At 66.5% G+C, this 20454-nt stretch carries 18 protein-coding genes and 1 tRNA gene; 10 read left to right on the top strand and 9 right to left on the bottom strand.

The genetic code is table 11. From position 1 onward, the window contains the following. Positions 1 to 35: 35 nt before the first annotated feature. The 5 genes from KUV65_RS15070 to KUV65_RS15090 form a co-directional block, all read right to left on the bottom strand. A complete protein-coding gene (locus KUV65_RS15070; protein ID WP_222191551.1) occupies positions 36 to 1454 on the bottom strand; it encodes an FAD-binding oxidoreductase in 1419 nt (472 codons plus the stop codon). Then, on the bottom strand, positions 1451 to 2728 hold the full coding sequence (locus KUV65_RS15075) for a cytosine deaminase (RefSeq protein ID WP_222191552.1): 1278 nt from the start codon (positions 2726 to 2728) through the stop codon (positions 1451 to 1453). Before KUV65_RS15075 ends, KUV65_RS15070 begins: the two co-directional genes overlap by 4 nt. Further along, positions 2729 to 3601, bottom strand: a complete 873-nt coding sequence (locus KUV65_RS15080; protein WP_222191553.1) for an ABC transporter permease — start codon at positions 3599 to 3601, stop codon at positions 2729 to 2731. After that, positions 3598 to 4392 (bottom strand): ABC transporter ATP-binding protein, encoded by a 795-nt coding sequence (locus KUV65_RS15085; RefSeq protein WP_222191554.1) that lies wholly within the window; start codon positions 4390 to 4392, stop codon positions 3598 to 3600. Before KUV65_RS15085 ends, KUV65_RS15080 begins: the two co-directional genes overlap by 4 nt. Positions 4393 to 4454: 62 nt before the next feature. Then, on the bottom strand, positions 4455 to 5450 hold the full coding sequence (locus KUV65_RS15090; protein ID WP_222191555.1) for an ABC transporter substrate-binding protein: 996 nt from the start codon (positions 5448 to 5450) through the stop codon (positions 4455 to 4457). A gap of 264 nt (positions 5451 to 5714) precedes the next feature. Between KUV65_RS15090 and KUV65_RS15095 the strand changes: the two genes are divergently transcribed. Beyond that, on the top strand, positions 5715 to 6119 hold the full coding sequence (locus KUV65_RS15095) for a RidA family protein (protein WP_222191712.1): 405 nt from the start codon (positions 5715 to 5717) through the stop codon (positions 6117 to 6119). A gap of 59 nt (positions 6120 to 6178) precedes the next feature. Next, positions 6179 to 6255 (top strand) — tRNA-Met (locus KUV65_RS15100). A gap of 57 nt (positions 6256 to 6312) precedes the next feature. On the opposite strand, the gene KUV65_RS15105 is transcribed toward KUV65_RS15100, so the two are convergent. Further along, positions 6313 to 7326 carry a DUF4424 domain-containing protein gene (locus tag KUV65_RS15105; RefSeq protein WP_222191556.1) on the bottom strand — a complete coding sequence of 338 codons (1014 nt, stop codon included), beginning with the start codon at positions 7324 to 7326 and terminating at the stop codon, positions 6313 to 6315. A gap of 255 nt (positions 7327 to 7581) precedes the next feature. On the opposite strand from KUV65_RS15105, the gene KUV65_RS15110 reads away from it, so the two are divergent. The 8 genes from KUV65_RS15110 (at position 7582) to KUV65_RS15145 (ending at position 16963) form a co-directional block, all read left to right on the top strand. Continuing rightward, a complete protein-coding gene (locus KUV65_RS15110; protein WP_222191557.1) occupies positions 7582 to 8877 on the top strand; it encodes an amidohydrolase family protein in 1296 nt (431 codons plus the stop codon). 167 nt (positions 8878 to 9044) lie between these two features. Next, positions 9045 to 10034, top strand: coding sequence for a BMP family protein (locus KUV65_RS15115; RefSeq protein ID WP_222191558.1), 990 nt, complete (start codon positions 9045 to 9047; stop codon positions 10032 to 10034). Positions 10035 to 10082: 48 nt separating this feature from the next. Continuing rightward, entirely contained in the window at positions 10083 to 11642 is a 1560-nt protein-coding gene (locus tag KUV65_RS15120) for an ABC transporter ATP-binding protein (RefSeq protein WP_222191559.1), read from the top strand. Beyond that, complete coding sequence (locus tag KUV65_RS15125; RefSeq protein WP_222191560.1) at positions 11632 to 12684, top strand: ABC transporter permease; 1053 nt, start codon at positions 11632 to 11634, stop codon at positions 12682 to 12684. The genes KUV65_RS15120 and KUV65_RS15125 overlap by 11 nt, the downstream gene beginning before the upstream one ends. Further along, on the top strand, positions 12681 to 13622 hold the full coding sequence (locus tag KUV65_RS15130; protein WP_222191561.1) for an ABC transporter permease: 942 nt from the start codon (positions 12681 to 12683) through the stop codon (positions 13620 to 13622). The genes KUV65_RS15125 and KUV65_RS15130 overlap by 4 nt, the downstream gene beginning before the upstream one ends. 75 nt (positions 13623 to 13697) lie before the next feature. Continuing rightward, the gene (locus KUV65_RS15135; protein WP_222191562.1) at positions 13698 to 14423 is read left to right on the top strand and encodes a sulfotransferase family 2 domain-containing protein; all 726 of its coding nucleotides are present in this window, start codon (positions 13698 to 13700) and stop codon (positions 14421 to 14423) included. A gap of 24 nt (positions 14424 to 14447) precedes the next feature. After that, positions 14448 to 15518, top strand: a complete 1071-nt coding sequence (locus KUV65_RS15140; protein WP_308124696.1) for a type I glyceraldehyde-3-phosphate dehydrogenase — start codon at positions 14448 to 14450, stop codon at positions 15516 to 15518. Beyond that, positions 15515 to 16963: an NAD-dependent succinate-semialdehyde dehydrogenase gene (locus KUV65_RS15145; protein WP_222191563.1), complete on the top strand. Its 1449-nt coding sequence runs from the start codon at positions 15515 to 15517 to the stop codon at positions 16961 to 16963. The genes KUV65_RS15140 and KUV65_RS15145 overlap by 4 nt, the downstream gene beginning before the upstream one ends. Positions 16964 to 17107: 144 nt before the next feature. On the opposite strand, the gene KUV65_RS15150 is transcribed toward KUV65_RS15145, so the two are convergent. From KUV65_RS15150 to KUV65_RS15160, 3 genes are all read right to left on the bottom strand, one after another. Beyond that, the gene (locus KUV65_RS15150; RefSeq protein WP_222191564.1) at positions 17108 to 17800 is read right to left on the bottom strand and encodes a GntR family transcriptional regulator; all 693 of its coding nucleotides are present in this window, start codon (positions 17798 to 17800) and stop codon (positions 17108 to 17110) included. A gap of 47 nt (positions 17801 to 17847) precedes the next feature. Continuing rightward, on the bottom strand, positions 17848 to 19842 hold the full coding sequence (locus tag KUV65_RS15155; RefSeq protein WP_261331826.1) for a 3'-5' exonuclease: 1995 nt from the start codon (positions 19840 to 19842) through the stop codon (positions 17848 to 17850). Positions 19843 to 19919: 77 nt separating this feature from the next. Then, on the bottom strand, positions 19920 to 20453 hold the full coding sequence (locus KUV65_RS15160; RefSeq protein ID WP_222191565.1) for a hypothetical protein: 534 nt from the start codon (positions 20451 to 20453) through the stop codon (positions 19920 to 19922). Position 20454 lies beyond the last annotated feature (1 nt).

Below are 20454 nucleotides of genomic sequence, written 5' to 3' on the forward strand. Positions count from 1 at the left end.
AGACACACACCCGGCGCCAAATGCGGCGATCCCGCTCACTCCGCAGCCTCCGGTTTCGGGGTCATCGCCGGATAGTCATACATCGTCGCATAGTCGAAATCGGGATTGTCCCAGGCGATCATCTTGCCGGGGTTGAGCAACCCCTTCGGATCCGCCTCGCGCTTGAAGTTCAACTGCCGCGCGTCGGTCGATTGCCGCCCGCCTTCTTCCAGCGTGTAGCGATGCGGGTTGAAGATCATGCAGCCCATCTCTTCGTGGATGCGAATGATCTCTTCCAGCCGCTCCGGCGTGGAAAACGCAACGATGGGCAGGCCCGCGAACATCACCTTGCCGTTCTCGCGCATCACTTCGAGGTGCTGGAGAACCTCGGCCCCGAACTCGGCGCGCACCTTTTCCACCAGCTCCATGTGGTCGGGATAGCGGTAGCGCACCTGCAAATAGGTGATCGACGGATCGACCTTCAGGGCGCGCAGCGTGGTGTGGTTCCACGTATATTCCGCCAGCGCGCCGGGCGTCTTGGGCCAGTCATTGTCGGTGGAGTCGTAGATGATCGCGCCCGGCACCCCTTCGGCCTTCATGAAGGTCTTGAGCCCTTCCACCGAATGCGGCGCGACCAGCAGGATCACGAGATTGGTGCCCTCCTCGACATGCGGCGCGATGCGCTGGAAATAGCTTTTACCGATGGGGGCCTCGATCACGGTGGCCAGCTTGATCAGGATGCCGTCCTGGTTGGCCACGCCCTCGGCGAATTTCGCGGCGTCAGGGAAGTCGTCGAAGGCCACCAGCAGTTCCGTCCAGTCATAGGCCGGGGCCAGCGGCATCTCGATTTCCGTGATGATGCCGTTGGTGCCGAAGGCGTGGCTCACACGCGGGAGTTCGTCGCCCGTCAGTTCGACCACGCGCGGCTCTTCCTCCATCGTGACCACGCGCAGGCGGATGATGTTGCCGAAATCGCGGAGCGCCCCCCAGGTGCAGGAGCCGATGCCGCCCGATCCGCCCGCGACGAAGCCGCCGATCGTCGCCGTCGCGAAGGTCGACGGCATCATGCGCAATTCCTGACCCGAATGGGCACGGGTCTGCGCGTCGAGCTCTTTCACCACGATACCGGGTTCTGTCACCACGCGCCCCGGCGCGATCTCTTTCACGCTGGCCATGTTCTTCATGTGCATGACGCAGCCGCCGCGCATGGGCATGGCCTGTCCGTAATTGCCGGTGCCCGCGCCGCGCGTCGTCACAGGTACGTCATGGGCGTAGCAGACGCGCAGGATCTCGATCACCTCCTCCTCGGATTTCGGGTTCACCACGAAATCCGCCTCGAGGTGGTCCATCTTTTCCTTCAGCACCGGCGAGTACCAGAAGAAGTCCCGGCTTTTCGACCGGATGGTCGCGGGGTTCTCGTCCTGCTCGATATGGGACAGGGCGGCCTTGGCTGCGGCGATGTTCGGCGTGCTCATGCGGACTCCATCAAATCATCCAACTCGGAATAGTCGGGAAGCGTGCGGTCGATCTGGCGCCCCTCGCGCAGGACGATGCGGTCGGCCTGCGGGCGGGCGAAAAGCTCGGTCCAGCTGCGGGCGCGGCAGATCACCAGGTCGGCGGGGGCGCCCACCTCCAGCGATGGTGCGTCGAAGCCGCAGGTGGCCGCCGGGTCGGTCAGGAAGCTGGTGACCCAATCGGCGCGGGAATGGTCGAGATGGCCGATACGGGTCGCCTCGCGCATCACCTCGATCATGTCCATGTCGCCATAGGCGTAGAAGGGATCACGCGTGTTGTCGCTGGAGAAACTGACCCGAATGCCGCGCGCCCGCATCTCGTGAACGAGGGTAATCCCCCGGCGGCGCGGCGTGCGGACCGTGCCCTCGGGCGTGCGGTCCTGCAGATACAGGTTGCACATCGGCAGGCTGACCACGTCGATCCCGGCCTTGGCGACCAGGTCCAGCGTATCCATGGCGCGGGCCTCGTTCTGCACGCTCAGCGAACAGCAATGGCCGACGACGACCCCGCCCTGGAACCCCGTTTCGATCACCACCTCGGCGATGGTGCGCAGGGTCTCGACGCTGGCATCCATCGTCTCGTCGACGTGGAAATCGGTCGGCACGCCGTGTTTTTCGGCCAGCGAGAAGAAATCGCGCAGCACGTCTGCCAAGTCATCCGACGGGTTGGTGACAAGGCCGAGGACACCGCCACGCGTCTTGCCCACCTCTTCCGCGATCTCGGGCAGGGGGCCGTCCAGCCCGCCCAGACCGGAGTGGATCAGGTTTGCCGCCTGCAACTCGATCCGTCCGGCCCAGTCCGCCTGCAACTCGCGGAAGATGGGGAAGCTGATGGAATATTGCGGGGGGATCGAGTCGAGATGCGTGCGGATCGCCCGCGTGCCATGCGCATGGGCGCAGCGCAGCGAAAACTCCATCCGACGGCGCACATCCTCGGCCGACCAGTTGGCGGCGCGGTCCGCGCCCACGGTTTCCAGCGCGCCCATGAAGGACCCGTCCGGGTTCGGCGCGCGCCCCCAGATATGGCCCTTGTCCAGATGGGTGTGCATGTCGACGAAGGCCGGGAACACCATCGCGCCCTTCATGTCCACGGCGATCGCGCCGGGCGCGGCGATCATCCCGTTCTTCACGCCCAGATCGGTGCGCACGAGATCGCCCTCCTGCCCGATCAGGCAGGCAGGGACCGTGACATTGGCCAGCGTGAAATCGCCCTTGGGAAGTGCCGTGAAATCCACCTAATGCTCCCGTGTCAGCGCGCTTTCGTGCCATTTCCTGAGCAGCAGATGCGACAGGATCGACAGCGCGGCAAAGATGAAGACGCCCATCGCGGCCACCATGGCCAGCGCCGCGAACATACGCGCGATATTGAGACGGTAGCCCGCCTCCTGGATGCGGAAAGCAAGGCCCGATCCGATCCCGCCGGTGCCGGCGACCAGTTCGGCCACCACCGCCCCGATCAGAGACAGGCCGCCGGCGATCTTCAGACCGCCGAGGAAATAGGGCAGGGCCGAGGGCAGTTGCAGGTAGCGCAGCTTTTGCCAGCGCGTGGCGCCGTAGATTCGGAACAGGTCGCGCAGGTTGTGATCGACGCTGTTCAGACCCAGCGTGGTCGAGCTCAGCACCGGGAAGAACGCCACGATCCATGCGCAGAGCAGCATTCCCGCCACCTTGCTGTCGACATAGATGAAGATCAGCGGCGCGATCGAGACAACGGGCGTGACCTGCAGGATCACCGCATATGGGTAGAAGCTGAGTTCCAGCATCTTCGACTGGTTGAACAGGATGGCAAGGCCCGCCCCCCCGATCACGGCCAGGATCAGCGCCAGCAGCGTGATCCACCCTGTCAGGTAGGCGGCTTCGATCAGCATGCCCCAGTCACCCGTCAGGCTGGCCCAGACACGGTCCGGCCCCGGCAGGATGTAATGCGGGATCTCGTTGGCGGTGACGACCCAGCCCCATCCGAAGATGGACAACGCCATGATGATGACCGGCAGGGTCCATTTCGCGATGCGTTCGATCCGGGCGGCGCGCTGGCGCCGCGCCTCGTCGGCATCCACCGTTTCGGGCGTGGCCGTGGCCCGCGCCGGGCTGTTCTCGGCAAGGCTCATGCGGGTTCTCCCATCGCTTCCTTCAACGCGGCCGAGGCTTCGCGGGCATGGGCCGCGTATTCCGGCGATGTGCGGAAATCCTCGCCGCGCGGGTAGGGGGTGTCGACCTTCAACTCGGCCATGACCCGCCCCGGGCGCGCGGCCATCACGACGATCCGGTCCGACAGGAAGACGGACTCGAAGACCGAGTGCGTGACGAAGATGACGGTGCAGCCGATCTTGGCCTTCAACTCCAGCAGGTCGTTGTTCAGCTTGTGGCGCGTGATCTCGTCCAGCGCGGCAAAGGGTTCGTCCATCAGGATCAGGCGCGGGTTCGTCACGATGGCCCGCGCGATCGAGACGCGCATCTTCATCCCGCCCGACAATTCGCGCGGATAGGAATTGAGGAATTTCTCAAGGCCGACGAGGCGCAGCACCTCCAGCACGTCGTCCTTCACCTCGGCATAGCTTTTCCCGGCAAGGCGGAAGGGCAGCCAGACATTCTGCGCTACGGTCGCCCATGGCATGAGCGTAGGTTCCTGGAACACCACGCCAAGATCCCCGCGCCCGTGATCGCCTTCCCACTCCACCTTGCCGCGCGTGGGGTGCATCAGGTCCGAGATGATGCGCAGGGCCGTCGACTTGCCGCAGCCCGAGGGACCAAGCAGCGAGATGAAATCGCCCTGGTTCACCGTCAGGTTCATGTCCTTCAGCGCAACAACATCGCCGCTGAACACCTTGTCCACATGGCTCAAGCGCAGCAGCGGCGGACGCTGCCCCAGCGGCAGTGTGTCGGAATGTCGGACGGCCATCGCGGTTTCCTGTGCAAGAAGTGACCCGGACCGCAAAACGGTCCGGGCGCTGGTTTTTCAGATCACTGCGGGCGCAGGTCGAGGCCGAGGCCCTGGTTCACGAATTGCGTGGTGTAGGAGGCCTGCCAATCGACGCCTTCGTCCAGCACGCCGGCTTCGACCATGTCCTCGTAGAAGCCGCCGATCACCTCGTCCGTCATGGCGCCGATGCCCAGTTCGAGCGTGTCGCCCGAGTCGACGATGCCGTTCTCGATCATCGCGGCGATGGCGTAGTCGATCTTGTCCTGCGTCATGTCGGGGTTGTCGGCCAGGATCAGTTCGTTGGCCGCGGCATTGTCACCGTAAAGGTAGTTGTACCAACCCAGGATCGAGCCGTTGACGAAGCATTCCACGACCTCGGGGCTTTCGTCGATCGTCTGTTGCATCGTCTCGATCGTGGTGGCGTAGCTGGCATAGCCCGCGTCGGCGATCAGGAAAATCTCGGGCGTGAATCCGCCCTCGCGTTCCACCAGATACGGCTCAGAAGACAGGTAGCCCTGCATGCCCACGGTGTCATCGGCAAGGAAGGGGGCCGGGTTGAAGGTGTAGGGCACGCGCTGCTCGGCGGTGAAGCCGTAAGCCGCGATCATCCATTGGTAGTAGCTGGCAAACCCGTTATCCCCGATCAGCAGGGTCAGGTCACGCAGGTCTTCGAAGCTTTCGGCCGCGCCGGGGTGCGCGATGATGACCTGCGGGTGTTTCTGGAAAATGGCGGCCACGGCGACGACCGGGATGTCTTCGCTCACGGCGTTGAAGGCCTGCAGCATGTCGCCGCCCATGTGGAATTGCAGGCGGCCGGCAAGCATCAGCGCGCGGTTGTTTACCTGTGGGCCGCCCGGCACGATCTCGACCTCGAGGCCGCATTCCGCGTAGGTGCCATCGGCCACGGCCTGGTAGAACCCGCCATGCTCGGCTTGCGCCAGCCAGTTGGTCCCGAAGGTGACCTGGGTCAGGTCCTGCGCGACGGCGGTGCTTGCCATAAGCCCGGCGGTCAGCGCGAAAAGAGAAGTGCGAAGCATGATCAAGATCTCCCCGAGGTGGTTATGCGGTCTGGTTGAACCGGCCCGAGCCTATGATCGCCGCGCGGGCAGGGAAGCCCGACACACCGGGCGACCCGAAGAAGTTCCGCCGCGCTGCACGTTTTTCCAGCGGCGCCATTTGGAATGCCTCTAAATTGTGCATCCTGACGAGGTGTGTCGCAACGAATCTGGAAGATCGGGGTCGGGACGGGAAGGGTCGGACCCGACCAGCCCCTGAACGTGAAGACAGGAAAGATGACCGAGATGCCCCTGCGCGCCCTGACCCCATCCGCCATCCGTCCCCCCTTTGCCGCTTACGCGCATGGCACGTATGTGCCGAAGGATGCCGAGTGGGTCTTCACCTCGGGCCAGTTGGGCATCTCGCCCGATGACGTGATCCCCGAAAGCCCCGAGGCGCAGGCCGAGCTTTGCTTCGCGGCGATCGACGCGATCCTGTCCGAGGCCGGGTTTGCCCGTTCCGACACGGTCCGCATCAATGCCTTCGTCACCGACCGGGCGTTCATGGGCGGATACATGTTGGTGCGGGATCGCTGGTGCGCCGGCCTGTCCCGCTTGCCGGCCTCGACGCTGGTGATCGTCTCGGGCTTCACCCGCCCCGAGTTCAAGGTCGAGGTCGAGGTCACGGCGGCCCGTGTTCCGACCCGCTGAGACGTGCGATTTTGCTGTTGACGGGCGGAAGAGGTTGGCATACCTCCCTCCCCGGCTTCGGCGGAGTAGCTCAGTTGGTTAGAGCAGCGGAATCATAATCCGCGTGTCGGGGGTTCAAGTCCCTCCTCCGCTACCAAACCTTCCCACAGTTTAATGCAATCGCAGCCGGGGCAATGGCCGGCTCGACCTCGGATCAGTCCGGAACAGGGCCCGAGAAGGCCCAGTAGAAATACACGTCGAGGTCGCGGTCCGGCATGAAGTCTTCCGCCTGGAACTCCGCGCGCGATTGGGACACGTATTCGACCCCGGGCAGGCAGAGCGACACCATGTCGGCCGGGTCGCTGCCCTCGACCACGAGGGAAAACTGGCCGATCGGTCCAACCCAATTGCGCCCTGTCATCAGGATGTAACCGACTTCGGCGCTGAAATAGGTGATCTCGGCCTCGATATCGGCGATGCCCTCGGCCAGGCGGGCGTCGCGGGCGGCCATGGCCTCTTCCCAGCAGTAACGCTCGGCGATCTCTCGCTGCCAGTCGCCGGCGGTTTCCCCGTCATATCCGGGCCCCAGGGGCGGCCCGAGACTCACCCCGGCGATGGGCGTGTAGCTGTGTTCGATCACCACGTCGCGCCCGACGGGAAAGGTCTGCTCGCGCAGGAAGGTGGCGCGCACCTCCCATTGCGGATCGAGGCCCTCCCACCCGACCAGACCCGAGTCTTGCAGTCGGGCGGTTTCCTCGGGCGACAGCGCCTCCAGCGCCTCGATCGTCGCCGACCACATCGGCACGGGTGAGATCCCGAGCTCCTCCAGCAGCGCGACATGGTTCACCCCGTCGACCAGCGCCTCGATATGAGGGGTCAGTTCTATCTCTTCCCCGTCGATCCGGGTCGAGAAGCCGACGAAATTCGCCTGTTCCGGGAAGGGGATCTGCGGGTTGAACTCATCGCTGAAATCCGCAAGCGGCGGCAGGGGGAACCCCACGGTCAGGGTCACAGGCGCCTCCGTCAGGTTGCGCATGACATAGCGCACGCGCACCTCGTCGGGACTGATGTAAAGGTCTTCCGACACCATCGCGACGCTGTCGGTTGCGGTGAACTCCAACCCACCCACGCCAAGCCCGACAGAGCTGTCATTCGCGGCCACGGGCCCAAGGGCCAGAAGGGTCAGGGCGAGGGCGGAAACGGGGGCGGCAATTGCTCGGTGCATCATGGCCTTTTGGTCCAAAAGACTCGGCGCATGGAAAGGGTCGCTCCAATCGGGGTTTCGATCAAGCACGATGGCTGCGGCATGCCGTAGCCATGTCCGGTTTGGGGCCCTTGCAGTCGCAGGGGGACTGCGCGCAGATCCGGCCAGTTGACCCGGCGCTGTGGCAATGGTCTTGCTGTCGGCCAGCGGGCGGCGCAGCATGTGGCTGGGGCGACAGGGGCCGGGCATACGGCACGAAAAGCACAGGGTGACGGCAAGATGACGTTTGATCTTTTGATCCGCGGGGCAAACCTGCCGGACGGACGGGTGGACCAGGATATCGCGATCCGCGGCGCGCGGATCGAAGCGGTCGAACCGGGAATCACCGCCGACGCCCGCCAGGTCATCGAGGCAGAGGGTCATCTCCTCTCCCCGCCTTTCGTCGATCCGCATTTCCACATGGATGCGACCCTGTCGCTGGGCCTGCCGCGCATGAATGTCTCGGGTACCTTGCTGGAAGGCATCGCGCTTTGGGGCGAGTTGCGTCCGACCCTGACGCGCGAGGCGGTCGTCGAGCGCGCGCTGCGGTATTGCGACCTTGCCGTCAGCAAGGGCCTTTTGGCGGTGCGCAGCCATGTCGACGTGTCCGACCCGAAACTGGTCACCGTCGAGGCGTTGCTCGAAGTGCGCGAGCGCGTGGCAGAGTACCTCGACCTGCAACTGGTCGCCTTTCCGCAGGACGGGTTCTACCGCTGTGCCGAAGCCGAAAAGGCGCTGGAACGCGCACTCGACATGGGGGTCGAGGTCGTGGGCGGCATTCCCCATTTCGAGCGCACGATGGAAGACGGGCGTGCCTCGGTCGAGGCGCTGTGCCGGATCGCCGCCGACCGGGGCCTCCGCGTCGACATGCATTGCGACGAGACGGACGACCCGATGTCGCGCCATGTCGAGACGCTGGCCGCGCAGACGGTGCGCTTCGGCTTGCAGGGGCGGGTGGCGGGCTCGCACCTGACCTCGATGCATTCGATGGACAATTACTATGTGTCCAAGCTGCTGCCGCTGATGGCCGAGGCCGAGATGGCGGCCATCCCGAACCCGCTGATCAACATGATGCTACAAGGGCGGCACGACACCTACCCCAAGCGCCGGGGCCTGACCCGCATCCCCGAGATGCTGGCCCACGGCATCCCCGTCGCCCTCGGGCAGGATTGCGTGCTCGATCCGTGGTATTCCATGGGCACGGGCGACCTTCTGGACGTGGCGAATATGGCCGTGCACGCCACGCAGATGGGATCGGCAGTCGACAAAACGGTTCTGTTCGATGCCGTGACCGAGGTGCCCGCCCGCGTGATGGGGCTGGAGGGCTACGGGCTTGCGCCGGGCTGTCATGCCGACATGGTCCTGTTGCAGGCTCGCGACCCGGCCGAGGCGATCCGCCTGCGGCCTAACCGGCTCAAGGTCATTCGCCGCGGCAAGGTCATCGCCGAGACCGCGCCGGAACGCTCCCGCCTGAGGCTGGCGGGGCGGCCTGACACGGTCGACCCGGCCAGCTATGCGCCGAACGCGGCGTCCTGAGCGCCAGATTTGGTCATGCTTTGAGCAGAAGGCCCTTTCTTGCACATGAATTGTGCGAGTAGTCTGGTAAAATGCGCCTCGCCGCTCGACGGCGCCCGCAATTCTGAGAAGGGTTGGGCACCAACAGAAAACCGCTTCTGCGCGGTCTGCCAACAAGGAGACGTACCTTGAGTCGCTTTCACATCAATCGCCGCCATCTGCTGACCACCGGTGCCGCCATCGGCGCCGCCACCCTCGCCGCGCCTTCGATCCTTCGTGCACAGACCGCGGTGAAGGTCGCCGGCATCCATGCCTCCCCGGTCGAGAATGCGTGGAACTCCGTCCTGCACGCCGCCATGGTCGCGGCCGATGCCGAAGGCGTCATCGACTACACCTTCTCCGAAGGCGTCTCGGGCACCGATTATCCCCGCGCCATGCGCGAATATGCCGAGGCTGGCAATGTCCTGATCGTGGGCGAATCCTACGCCGTCGAACGCGAGGCGCGCGAGGTTGCGGGCGACTATCCCGACACGGCCTTCCTCATGGGGTCGTCGGGCGAGGCAGCGGGCGACAATTTCGGCGTCTTCGGCACCTGGAACTGGGAAGCGGCCTATCTGGCAGGCATGCTCGCCGGTCGCATGACCCAAAGCGGCATCGTCGGCTCGGTCGGGGCGATCCCGATCCCCGAGGTCAACATGCTGATCAACGGCTTTGCCGACGGTGTGGCGCGCACCAACCCCGACGCCACGCATCTGGTCAGCTTCATCGGCACCTTCTTCGACCCGCCGCGCGCCCGCGAGGCCGGGCTCGCCCAGATCGACGCGGGCGCCGACATCCTGTTCGGCGAACGCATCGGCACGGCGGATGCCGCGCAGGAACGGGGCATCCCGGCCATCGGCTCGCTCATCGACTACACGCCGCGCTACCCGGGCACCGTCTTTGCGAACGCGCTGTGGTCCTTCCGCCCGCTGCTGGACACGGCGCTGGCCGATGCCGTCGCGGGCAGCCCGGTCGGCAAGAATTACACGCCGCTCAGCCTGATGGCGGATGGCGGCAACGACATCTCCTACGTGGCCGACATGGTTCCTGCCGACGCCGCCGCCGAGATGGAAGAGGTGCGCGCCGCCATCATGGCCGGGGAATTCGAAGTGCCGCGCAACTTCGACGAACCCGCCTGACATGTCGCACGGCTGTCTGAATAGGTCCGTCCCCTGCGGGGGGCGGACGTGACGCGCGTTCTCGAACTCGACGGCATCACCAAGCGCTTCGGCACGACATTGGCCAATGACGATGTCTCGCTGCACCTCGAAAAGGGCGAGGTGGTCGCGCTTCTGGGGGAAAACGGCGCGGGCAAGACGACGCTGATGTCGATCCTCTTCGGCCATTACACCGCCGATGAGGGGTCGGTCCGCGTGAACGGGGAAACCCTGCCGCCCGGCAAGTCCCGCGCCGCGATCGACGCGGGCGTGGGCATGGTGCATCAGCATTTCGCGCTCGCGGCCAACCTGACCGTGCTCGATAACGTGATGACCGGGACGGAACCGCTCTGGCGGCTGCGCTCGGACAGGGCGGCGGCGCGGGCGCGTCTGACCCGGCTGTCCGAGCGTTTCGGCCTGCCGGTCGATCCCGACGCCCATGTGTCCGACCTGTCCGTCGGCGAACGCCAGCGGGTCGAGATTCTCAAGGCGCTCTACAACGACGCGCGCATCCTGATCCTCGACGAACCGACTGCCGTTCTGACGACGCAGCAATCCGAACGCCTGTTCGCGACCTTGCGCGAGATGACGGCGCAAGGCCTGTCGATCATCTTCATTTCCCACAAGCTGAACGAGGTCATGGCCGCGTCCGACCGGGTCGTCGTCCTGCGCGGCGGGCGGGTCGTGGCCGAACGCGCCACGCGTGAGACGACGAAAGAAGAACTGGCCGAACTGATGGTCGGTCGCGCCGTCGAACGCCCGAAACGCCCCCCTGCACAGCCCGGCGCGGTGCGGCTGGAGGTGACGGACCTGCACCTGTCCGGCAAGGGCGGCGCGGCGCTCAACGGGGTCAGCCTGATGCTGCGCGGCGGTGAGACGTTGGGCATCATCGGCGTTTCGGGCAACGGGCAGACGACGCTGGCCGGGGTGGTCTCGGGCCTCTACCCGCCGGATCGCGGAACGGTAAAAATCGACGGCGCCGAGTTGCGCCGCCATGACGTGCCCCATGCCATTGCCGCCGGGATCGGGCGCATCCCCGAGGATCGCCATGCCGAGGGCGTGCTCGGCGACATGACCACATGGGAGAACGTGGCGCTCGAACGCCTCTGGGCGCCCGAGTTTTCGCGTCGCGGCATCGTGCGGCGCAGCGCGGCCCGTGCGGCGGCGCGCCATATCCTCGCCACCTATGACGTGCGCGGGGCGCATCTGGACGGCCGCGTGGGCCTTCTGTCGGGTGGCAACATGCAAAAGCTCATCCTCGGGCGCGTGCTCGAAGCCGACCCCTCGATCATCGTCGCCGCCCAACCCAGTCGCGGCCTCGACGAAGGCGCGATCGCGGGCGTTCATCGCCGCCTGATCGCCGCGCGCGACCGGGGGGCGGGGGTGCTGCTGATTTCCGAGGACCTCGACGAAGTGATCGCGCTGTCCGACCGCATCCGCGCCATCGTGAATGGCCGTGTCTCGCCCGCCATCCCTGCCGAGCGTGCCGATGCGCGCCTTCTGGGGTTGATGATGGCCGGCGATTGGGACGCCGCCCGCGAGATCGAAGCCGCCGCTGACAAGATGCCGGAGGCCCAGGATGCGCTTTGAACGCCGCGAACAGACGCCCGCCGCGCTGACTGTGCTTGCGCCGCTGGCCGCGATCCTGACGGCGCTGCTCATGGCGGGCATCTTGATTGCCATCGCCGGTGCGAACCCGGTCCAGGCCTATTGGCTGATCCTAGACGGGGCCTTCGGCTCCCGCCTCGGCATCACCGAAACGCTCACCCGCGCGACACCCCTGATCCTGACGGGCCTTGCCGCCGCCGTCGCGTTCCGGGCGAAGCTGTGGAACATTGGCGGCGAGGGGCAATTCTATCTCGGCGCCCTGGCCGTCAGCGCCTTCGGCCTGATCCCGGCCATCGCCGGGGCACCCGCCATTGTCACGATCATTGCCTGTCTCATCGCCGGGGCCGTGGCGGGGGCCTTGCTGTTGCTGGTGCCCGTGGCGCTCAAGCTGCGCTTCGGCGTGGACGAGGTCGTCACCACGCTTCTGCTGAACTTCATCGTGATCCTGTTCGTCTCGATGATGATCGAAGGCCCGTTGCGCGACCCGCTCGCCTTTGGCTGGCCGCAATCGGTCCCGATCCCCGACAGCGCCAGCCTGCCCCGGCTGCTGGAGCGGTCGCGCCTGCATGCCGGCCTGCTGATCGCCGTGGCGCTGGCCGTGGCCATCTGGTGGATCCAGACGCGCACCGTCTTCGGCCTGCGCGCACGGGCGACCGGCCTCAACGCCCGCGCCGCGGCTTTCGCCGGGGTGCCGCTGGGCCGGACCCTGATGCTGGTGGCCGCCATGTCCGGCGGTCTGGCAGGGCTGGCTGGCGCGATCGAGGTCATGGGGGTCAAGGGCTACGTCACAACCGACCTGTCCCCGAATTACGGCTATTCGGGCATCGTGATCGCCATGCTCGCCAATCGCCACCCCATCGGCGTGATCGCCGCCGCGCTGTTTACTGCCGTCATGTTCGTCGGCGCGGATTCGATGAGCCGCGCGCTCGGAATCCCGTCCTACATCGCCGACGTCACTGTTGCGCTGTCGCTCCTGACGATGCTGGTCGCGATTTTCCTGACACAATACCGGGTGCGGCCATGAGCGTGGTTCTCGATATCCTCAGTTCCGTCGGCATGTGGGAGGCCATCCTGCGCATCGCCACGCCCTTCATCCTTGGCACGCTTGGCGTCTTGCTATGCGAGCGGGTGGGCGTGCTGAACCTCGGGATCGAGGGGATCATGACCTTCGGCGCGATGATCGGCTGGCTGACCGTTTACATGGGGGCGGGGCTGTGGGCGGGCTTGCTTGTCGCGGCGCTGTGCGGGGCGATGTTCGGGCTGCTGCATGCGCTGTTGACCGTGCCCCTTGGTCTCAACCAGCACGTCACCGGGCTTGGCATCACGCTCTTCGCCTCCAGTTTTTCCTACTACATCTTCCGCCTCGCGGTGCCGACGGCGACCTCTCCGCCGACGGTCGAGCCGTTTCGCGCGCTCGAAGTCCCCGTTCTGTCCGACATCCCCTTCCTCGGCCCGGTCCTCTTCAACCAGACCGCACCCACCTGCCTTGCGCTCGGGCTGGTGCTTGTCATCGCCTGGGTGCTCTACCGGACGCCGCTGGGCCTCGCGATCCGGATGACGGGTGAAAACCCCCACGCGGTGGATGCACAGGGCATTGACCCGATCTGGCTGCGCATCGGCACCATCATGGCAGGCTCGGCGCTGATGGGGCTGGCCGGGGCCTTCCTGACGCTGGCCGCCTTCAACTCCTTCTTCCCGACCATGGTGCAGGGCCGCGGCTGGATCTGTATCGCGCTTGTCGTCTTCGCGCTCTGGCGGCCGGGGCGGGCGCTTCTGGGGGCGGTCCTCTTCGCGTTCTTCGACGCGTTCCAGCTGCGCTTGCAGACGGTCGTCGATGGCGTGCCCTACCAGTTGTTCCTGATGCTGCCCTACGTCCTGTCCATCCTCGCGCTGGTCGTCATGGCCCGCCGGGCAAGGGTGCCGCAGGCCCTCATGGTCCCCTATCGCAGGGGAGAGCGCTAGGTTCGACAAGTCCCGCGCGGCGGTGTAAGCCACGCCCCAGCCGACCGATCCCCGCAGCAGAGTGAGCGCGCGCCCGTGATCTATCTCTCCGATCCCAAGATCCTGTTCCTCAAGCCGCGCAAAGTGGCCGGCACATCCTTCGAGATCGCCCTGTCGCGTTTTGCCGGGCCGAACGATATCATCACGCCCATCACCCGCACCGACGAGGCCGCCCGCCGCGAACGCGGCTTTCGCGGGGCCCAGAACTTCAAAGGCGGGCTGTCCGAATTCCTGAACGACCGGAAGTCCCGCCGCCGGTTCGCGAAAAAACTGGAATGGCCGCGGCGCTACCGTAACCACATTCCCGCCGCCGATGTCCGCCGCCACCTCGGTGCCGAGGCGTTTGATGCCGCGTTCAAGATTTCCATCGTCCGAAACCCGTTCGATACCGTCGTGTCCAAGTTTTATTGGTCCAACCGCAACAAGCCCGAGGGTGCCGATTTCTCGGCGTGGATTTCCGGCCCCGAGATTTTCCGGGTGCTGGAACATAACGAGGAACAATATTTCATCGACGGGCGCGACATCATCGACTTCTACATCCGCTACGAGCATTTCGCCGAGGATATCGCGGCGCTTGAAGCCGCCCGCCCCGAGTTGTCAGGGCTGGCCGAGACCTTCGCCGGCACGCGCGCCAAGGGTGGCCATCGCCCGAAAAAGGCCAGCCCCGCCGAGATGTTCGCCCCCCATCCCGACCGCGTCGCCGCGATCCGCGACCGCTTCGCCTGGATGTTCGAGAAATTCGGCTATCCCGACACGCCCTGACCGAGGCCGTCACGGCCCCTTGCGGTGCCCGAGACGCCGGGGCAGGGTGCGCGCGACGAGGCAGGCGAGGGGATATCGGCCATGACCATCCGGGTGGCGATCAACGGATTTGGGCGTATCGGACGGTCCGTTCTGCGCGCCTGGGCGGGCGCGCGCGCGACCTGGCCCGAGATCGAGATCGTCGCGATCAACGATATCGCGCCGCTCGACACCTGCGCCTACCTCTTTGAATACGACAGCGTTTTCGGCCCCTGGCGCGGTAGCGTCGAAACCCGGGACGGCGCCCTCGTCGTTGATGGACATGCCTTGCCGCTCAGCGGCGAACGTGACCCGGCGCGGCTGGACCTGTCCGGGATCGACATCCTGATGGATTGCACCGGGCGCGCCAGCGACCGCGCCTTCGCCGAGGCCGGGCTTGCCGCCGGGGCCGGGCGCGTCCTCGTGTCCGGGCCGTCGCCGCAGGCCGATCTGACCGTGGTGCTGGGCGCCAATGACCAGCGTCTCGCACCCGCGCATCGGATCGTGTCCAACGCGTCCTGCACGACGAACGCCATCGCCCCGCTGATCCGCCTGATCGACGAGGCCTGGGGCCTCGACTCGGCCCTGATGACGACGGTGCATTGCTACACCGGCAGCCAGCCCACCGTGGACATGCCAATGGCCAACCCCGCGCGGTCCCGCGCCGCCGCGCTCTCCATGGTGCCCACCACCACCAGCGCCGAGAAGCTGGTTGATGTGGTGCTGCCGCATCTGGCGGGCCGCGTCACCGGATCGGCCGTGCGGGTGCCGACGGCCAGCGTGTCCTGCGTCGATCTGGCCGTCATGACGCGCGACCGCCCCTCGGTCGAGGAGGCCCGCGCCCATCTCGGGGAACAGGCGGGCCCGGTCATCGGTTGGACGGACAAGCCGCTGGTCAGCAGCGATCTGCGCGCCCGGTCCGAAAGCCTCGTCATCGCGGGGCCCGAGATCAAGCGGTCGAAAGGCGGCATGCTCCGCGTCTTCGGCTGGTATGACAACGAATGGGGATTTTCCTGCCGCATGCTCGACGTGGCGACACGCATGGGCCGGCAGATGACAGAGGAGGGAACGACATGAGTGACTGGACAACATGGATGCGCGAGGCGAATTTCGTCGGCGGCGCGTGGATCGGCGCCGATAGCGGCGAGACGATCGAGGTCACCAACCCCGCCACCGAGGAGGTGATCGGCACCGTCCCGGCGTCGGGCGAGGCCGAAACGATGCGCGCCATCGATGCCGCCGCCGCCGCCTTCCCCGACTTCGCCGCGATGGACCTGATGAGCCGTGTGGGCCTGTTGTGGAAACTCCACGATGCGCTGATGGACAACCAGCAGGCCCTGGCCGAGTTGCTGACCATCGAAATGGGCAAACCCATCACCGAGGCCAAGGGCGAGATCGCCATCGGCGCGCAATATGTCCGCTGGTTCGCCGAAGAAGCCCGCCGCGCCAAGGGCGAGATCGTGCCCGCCGGGGTCAATGGCCGCCGCATCCTGGTCACGAAACACCCCGTGGGCGTCGTCGGCATGATCACGCCATGGAACTTCCCCTCCTCGATGCTCGCGCGCAAACTCGCGCCCGCGCTGGCCGTGGGCTGTCCCATCGTCGCCAAACCCGCCACCGCCACCCCTTATTCGGGCCTCGCCTGGGCCGCGCTGGCCGAAGAGGTGGGCTATCCCAAGGGCACGGTGAACGTCGTGACCGGCTCGGCCCGCAAGATCGCGGGCGCCATGATGGCGCGCGAGGAAGTGCGCAAGATCACCTTCACCGGCTCGACCGAAGTGGGCAAGGAGCTGATCCGGCAATCCGCCGACACGGTCAAGAAGGTCTCGATGGAACTGGGCGGCAACGCGCCCTTCATCGTTTTCGACGATGCCGATCTCGACAAGGCCGCCGAGGGCGCCATCGTCTCGAAATACCGCAATTCCGGCCAGACCTGCGTCTGCGCCAACCGCATCTACGTGCAGTCGGGCTTCTATGACGCTTTCGTCGAAAAGCTGGTCGAAAAGACCCGCGAGTTGAAGGTCGGCGATGGCCGGAACGAGGACGTGGCGCAAGGCCCGCTGATCGACAAGGACGCCGTGAAGAAGGTCGAGGAACTGCTCGACGACGCCAAGGGCAAGGGGGCCGAGGTCGCGCTCGGCGGCTCGCGCCACCAACTCGGCGGCACCTTCTTCCAGCCCACCGTTCTGACCGGCGCGACGCAGGACATGGCCTTCGCCAAGGAAGAAATCTTCGGCCCGCTCGCCCCCGTCTTCAAGTTCGAGACCGAGGACGAGGCCGTGCGCATGGCCAATGACACCGTGTTCGGCCTCGCATCCTACGTCTATACGCAGGACCTTTCCCGCGCCTTCCGCCTGAACGAGGCGCTGAATTATGGCATGATCGGCATCAATTCGGGCATGATCACCACGGTTGAAGCCCCCTTCGGCGGCGTCAAGGAATCCGGCCTCGGGAAAGAGGGCGGCAGCCAGGGGCTCGAAGATTACCTCGACACCAAATACGTGTGCATCGACGGTATCTGAGCGCGCCGGGCGGGGCCATGACGGACCCGCCCCCATCTTTATCCTTCAAATATGCAGCTGCGACAGCAGCCGCTTTGGCGGGGGCTCGATGCCCCCGGCAAAGCTCCCCGGGCGACGGCAAAGCCGGCGCAACCCCTCGGGGTCTCACCCTCCCGGCCGGTATTCGACGTCCGGATCGGCCACGCGCAACACCTGACGCCCGATCACGGCCCCGTCGGCCCCGCGCGCGACGCGGGTCAGGACCAGCAAGGGCGTGTAGCGGTCGCAGGACAGCGTCACAGACTCGCCCATCGTCGTGATCGACGCGCAAAGCGCATCCTCCAGCGTGGCGGGCGACAGCCCGTGCGCGGACAGGAAATCATGCAGATCGACCGGCGCGTCCTCGTCCAGCGCCGGGGCCAGTGCCTCGGGCACCGCGATCTCGTCCAGCGCCGCGCGCACGCCGCCCAGTTTCAACACTCGCTCCGAAACCGACAGGCGCCCGGATCCGAACAGGGTGGCTTCGTCGGCATCCGCGCCGCGGGTCAGGGCCTTGGCGCGATGGATCTCGAATTGCGGGGCGTCGCCTTCCGGTGTCACCAGCCCGCCCGCACCACCTGCGCTGCTCGTCATAACCGGCGCAGGCGCGGCCACGAGGGTCCCGCGCCCCGGCTTGCGGCTCAAAAGGCCCATCGCTTCCAACGACATCAGCGCGCGCCGCATCGTTCCCTGGCTCACGCCGAACTCTTCGGCCAGCTGGAACTCGTTGCCCAGCCGCATGCCCACGGGCCAGTCGCCCGCCTCGATCCGGCGGATCATCTCGGTCTCGGCGGCCTTGTAAAGCGGCGTGCGGGGCATGGAAGTCATCCTTTCTTGTAGAAGGGTCCGCCCTCGCGGGCCGCGCGTCAATTCAGATGTTCGATCAGCCGCTTGTGCCGGTCGAAGGCGGTGATCAATGCCCCCAGATTGGGCAGCTCTGCCGCTTCCAGCATCGGGATCATCTTGCGAAACGCCTCCCCGGTGCCGATGGCGTCCCCGATGGCTGTGTGGCGGTCCGCCTCGGGGATGGCGATGCCCAGCCGATCGCACAGCGCATCCAGCGTATGCTCGGCTGACTGGCCATAGAGGATCGCGGAACACAGCACCGTGTCGAGGATCGGCTGATCGAAGCGCTTGCCGATCTCACGCTCGCGGCGGCGCAGGAAGCTCATGTCGAAAGGCGCGTTATGGGCGACCAGCACCGCGCCATCGGCAAAGGCATGGAACCGCCTAAGCGCCTCGGGTACGTCCACGGCATCGGCGACCATCTCGTTCGTGATGTGGTGCACGGCGGTCGAGGCGGCGGGAATGGCCTGCCCCGGGTTGACCAGCATGTCGAAGCGTTCGCCCTCGACGATCCGGCCATTGACCACGCGCACCGCCGCGATCTGGCAGATCTCGTCCACCTGCGGGTTCAGGCCCGTCGTCTCGGTGTCGAAGATCACGTAGGCCAGATCGCGCAAACCCGCGGCGGCCAGATCCTCGGGCAGGGCGGCGTTGAGCAGTTCGAAATCGTAGAGCACGCTGCGCGTCGGCCCGGCGGGGCGTGCCTCGGCCAGCGGCAGGCGCAGGCGCAACGCGGCCCGGCCCGGCCCCGCGGGTTCGGCGGTGATCCCGGTGCCGTGGCAGGTCAGCACGTCCCGCCCCGCGAACCCGGTCAGGCCCGGCGACAGCGGCGTCTCCAGCCAGCCCGAGACCGTCGCCTCCTCCGGCACGTCGCCGGGCGCTTCCAGGCTCAGCACCACGTGGTCGGCGGCCTCGGCCACGATCCGCAGATCGGCCTGCGACACGCCCCAATCCAGCGCCAGTCGCTCCAGCAATCGCGTGATGGCGAACCCGTCGCAGCGCAGGCCCGTCTCGCCCAAGTCGTTCAACAGAGAGACGCCCTTGCGCCGCAGCCGTTCGGTCAGCGCGGCGCCCAGGTCGCGGGCGGCCAGTGCCTCCATCGGCCACCATTCCGTGTCGGTCGGGGCCTTGCGCGCCCGCGTTTCGGCTACCAGCACCGCAAGGCGGTCGGCCTCCTGCGCAGGCATCGACGCGGCGGCGGCCTCGACCTCCCGCAACAGCTCCTCGAACAGGTGCGCCCGCTCGGCATGCACCCGCAGCCCCTCGGTCAGATCGCGCAGGGTCAGGACATAGCCGGGCGTCTCGGTTTCCTGCCCCTCCAGCCACAAGAGCCGCATCCGCGCCTCCAGCAACCGCGCGCCCGTCCGTGTCGTCACCAGAAGGTCGGTGCCTTCCTCCGCCTCGCCTTCCACCAGTCGCGCATACGCCTGTTCGATCGGCCCCATGCGCAGCAGCGCCCTGATCGGGCGGCCAAGGCCAACCGCCTCGCTTTCGCCAAGGATTTCGCGGCAATGCCCGTTGTAAAGCGCGATCCGGTGATCCGGCGTGCAGAACATCACCCCGTCGGGCATCTCGGCCAGAAGGGTTTCCAGCCGCGTCTTCTCGGTGGTCAGCCGCGCGGTCTCCCGCCCCACGGCCAAGGCCATCGCGTTGCGCGTCTCGGTCAGGTTCGAGGCGACGGCGGCGGCGGCCGAGCCCAGATCGCCCAGGAACTTCGCCTTGCCATGGTCGATCTCGCCATCCACGTCGGCATGGGCGCGGGCGCGCATCTCGGCGGCCAGGCGCTCCACCGGTTTGGCCACGTTCTCGTCGAACAGGACCCAGACCCATGTGGTCAGGGCAAAGATCGCGAAGACGGCGATCACGCCCGCGATGACGAAGGCCGACAGCGCATGCGCTTCGCCCAATCGCGAATAGCCAAGGGCCAGCCCCGCGATTGCCAGGGCCGAACTGGCCAGGGCGAGAAAGGCGAAGAACAGGAATATGCGCAAACGCAGGGACAATCTGGTCAACATCTCTTGGGGGCCTCCTCCTTGCCCCGTTTTCGGTCCCGGCGCGTCGGGGCGGTCGCGCATCGCCCCGTCACCCGGATTTAGCTGCCGGTTGCGGCCTCCCCGCCGCAGACGGCATTCAGGATCGGGTCGTCTCCCGCGACCGTCAGCCATTCGGCGCCGGTGATGGTGCCATCTTCGGCGAACTCCACCTCTTCGGTGATCTCGGCCCGCGCGCCTGCCCCGCAATCGACCAGCACGGGCAGCACGATGGCGGGTTGCCAGCGCTCCATCACCTGCATCTGGACGACCGACACGCCCGAGCCTTCGCCGATCTCGACCGTTTCCGACGGGTCATAGGCCACGAAGCCGCGGGTGAAGGGGCGCAGGTAGGTCCAGGGCTGCCACCAGGCCTGCTGCTCGCGGGTCTGGATGACGGTCACGTCCCCCAGCGTGGCGCGGGCATTGTCGTACCAGCCGTATTCCTGCCCGATGGTCGCGGCCAGCATGAAGCCCCCCGCGAAGATCGGCGTGATCCATTTCGGTAGGCGGCGGCCCGTCGCGCGGTTGAGCAGCATCGCGATGCCGGCCCCGGCAAGGCCGGCAAGAAGGGTTGCGATCAGCGACCAGAACATG

Source organism: Maritalea mobilis (assembly GCF_019800885.1).
GTDB classification, from domain to species: Bacteria; Pseudomonadota; Alphaproteobacteria; order Rhodobacterales; family Rhodobacteraceae; genus Roseibacterium; species Roseibacterium beibuensis.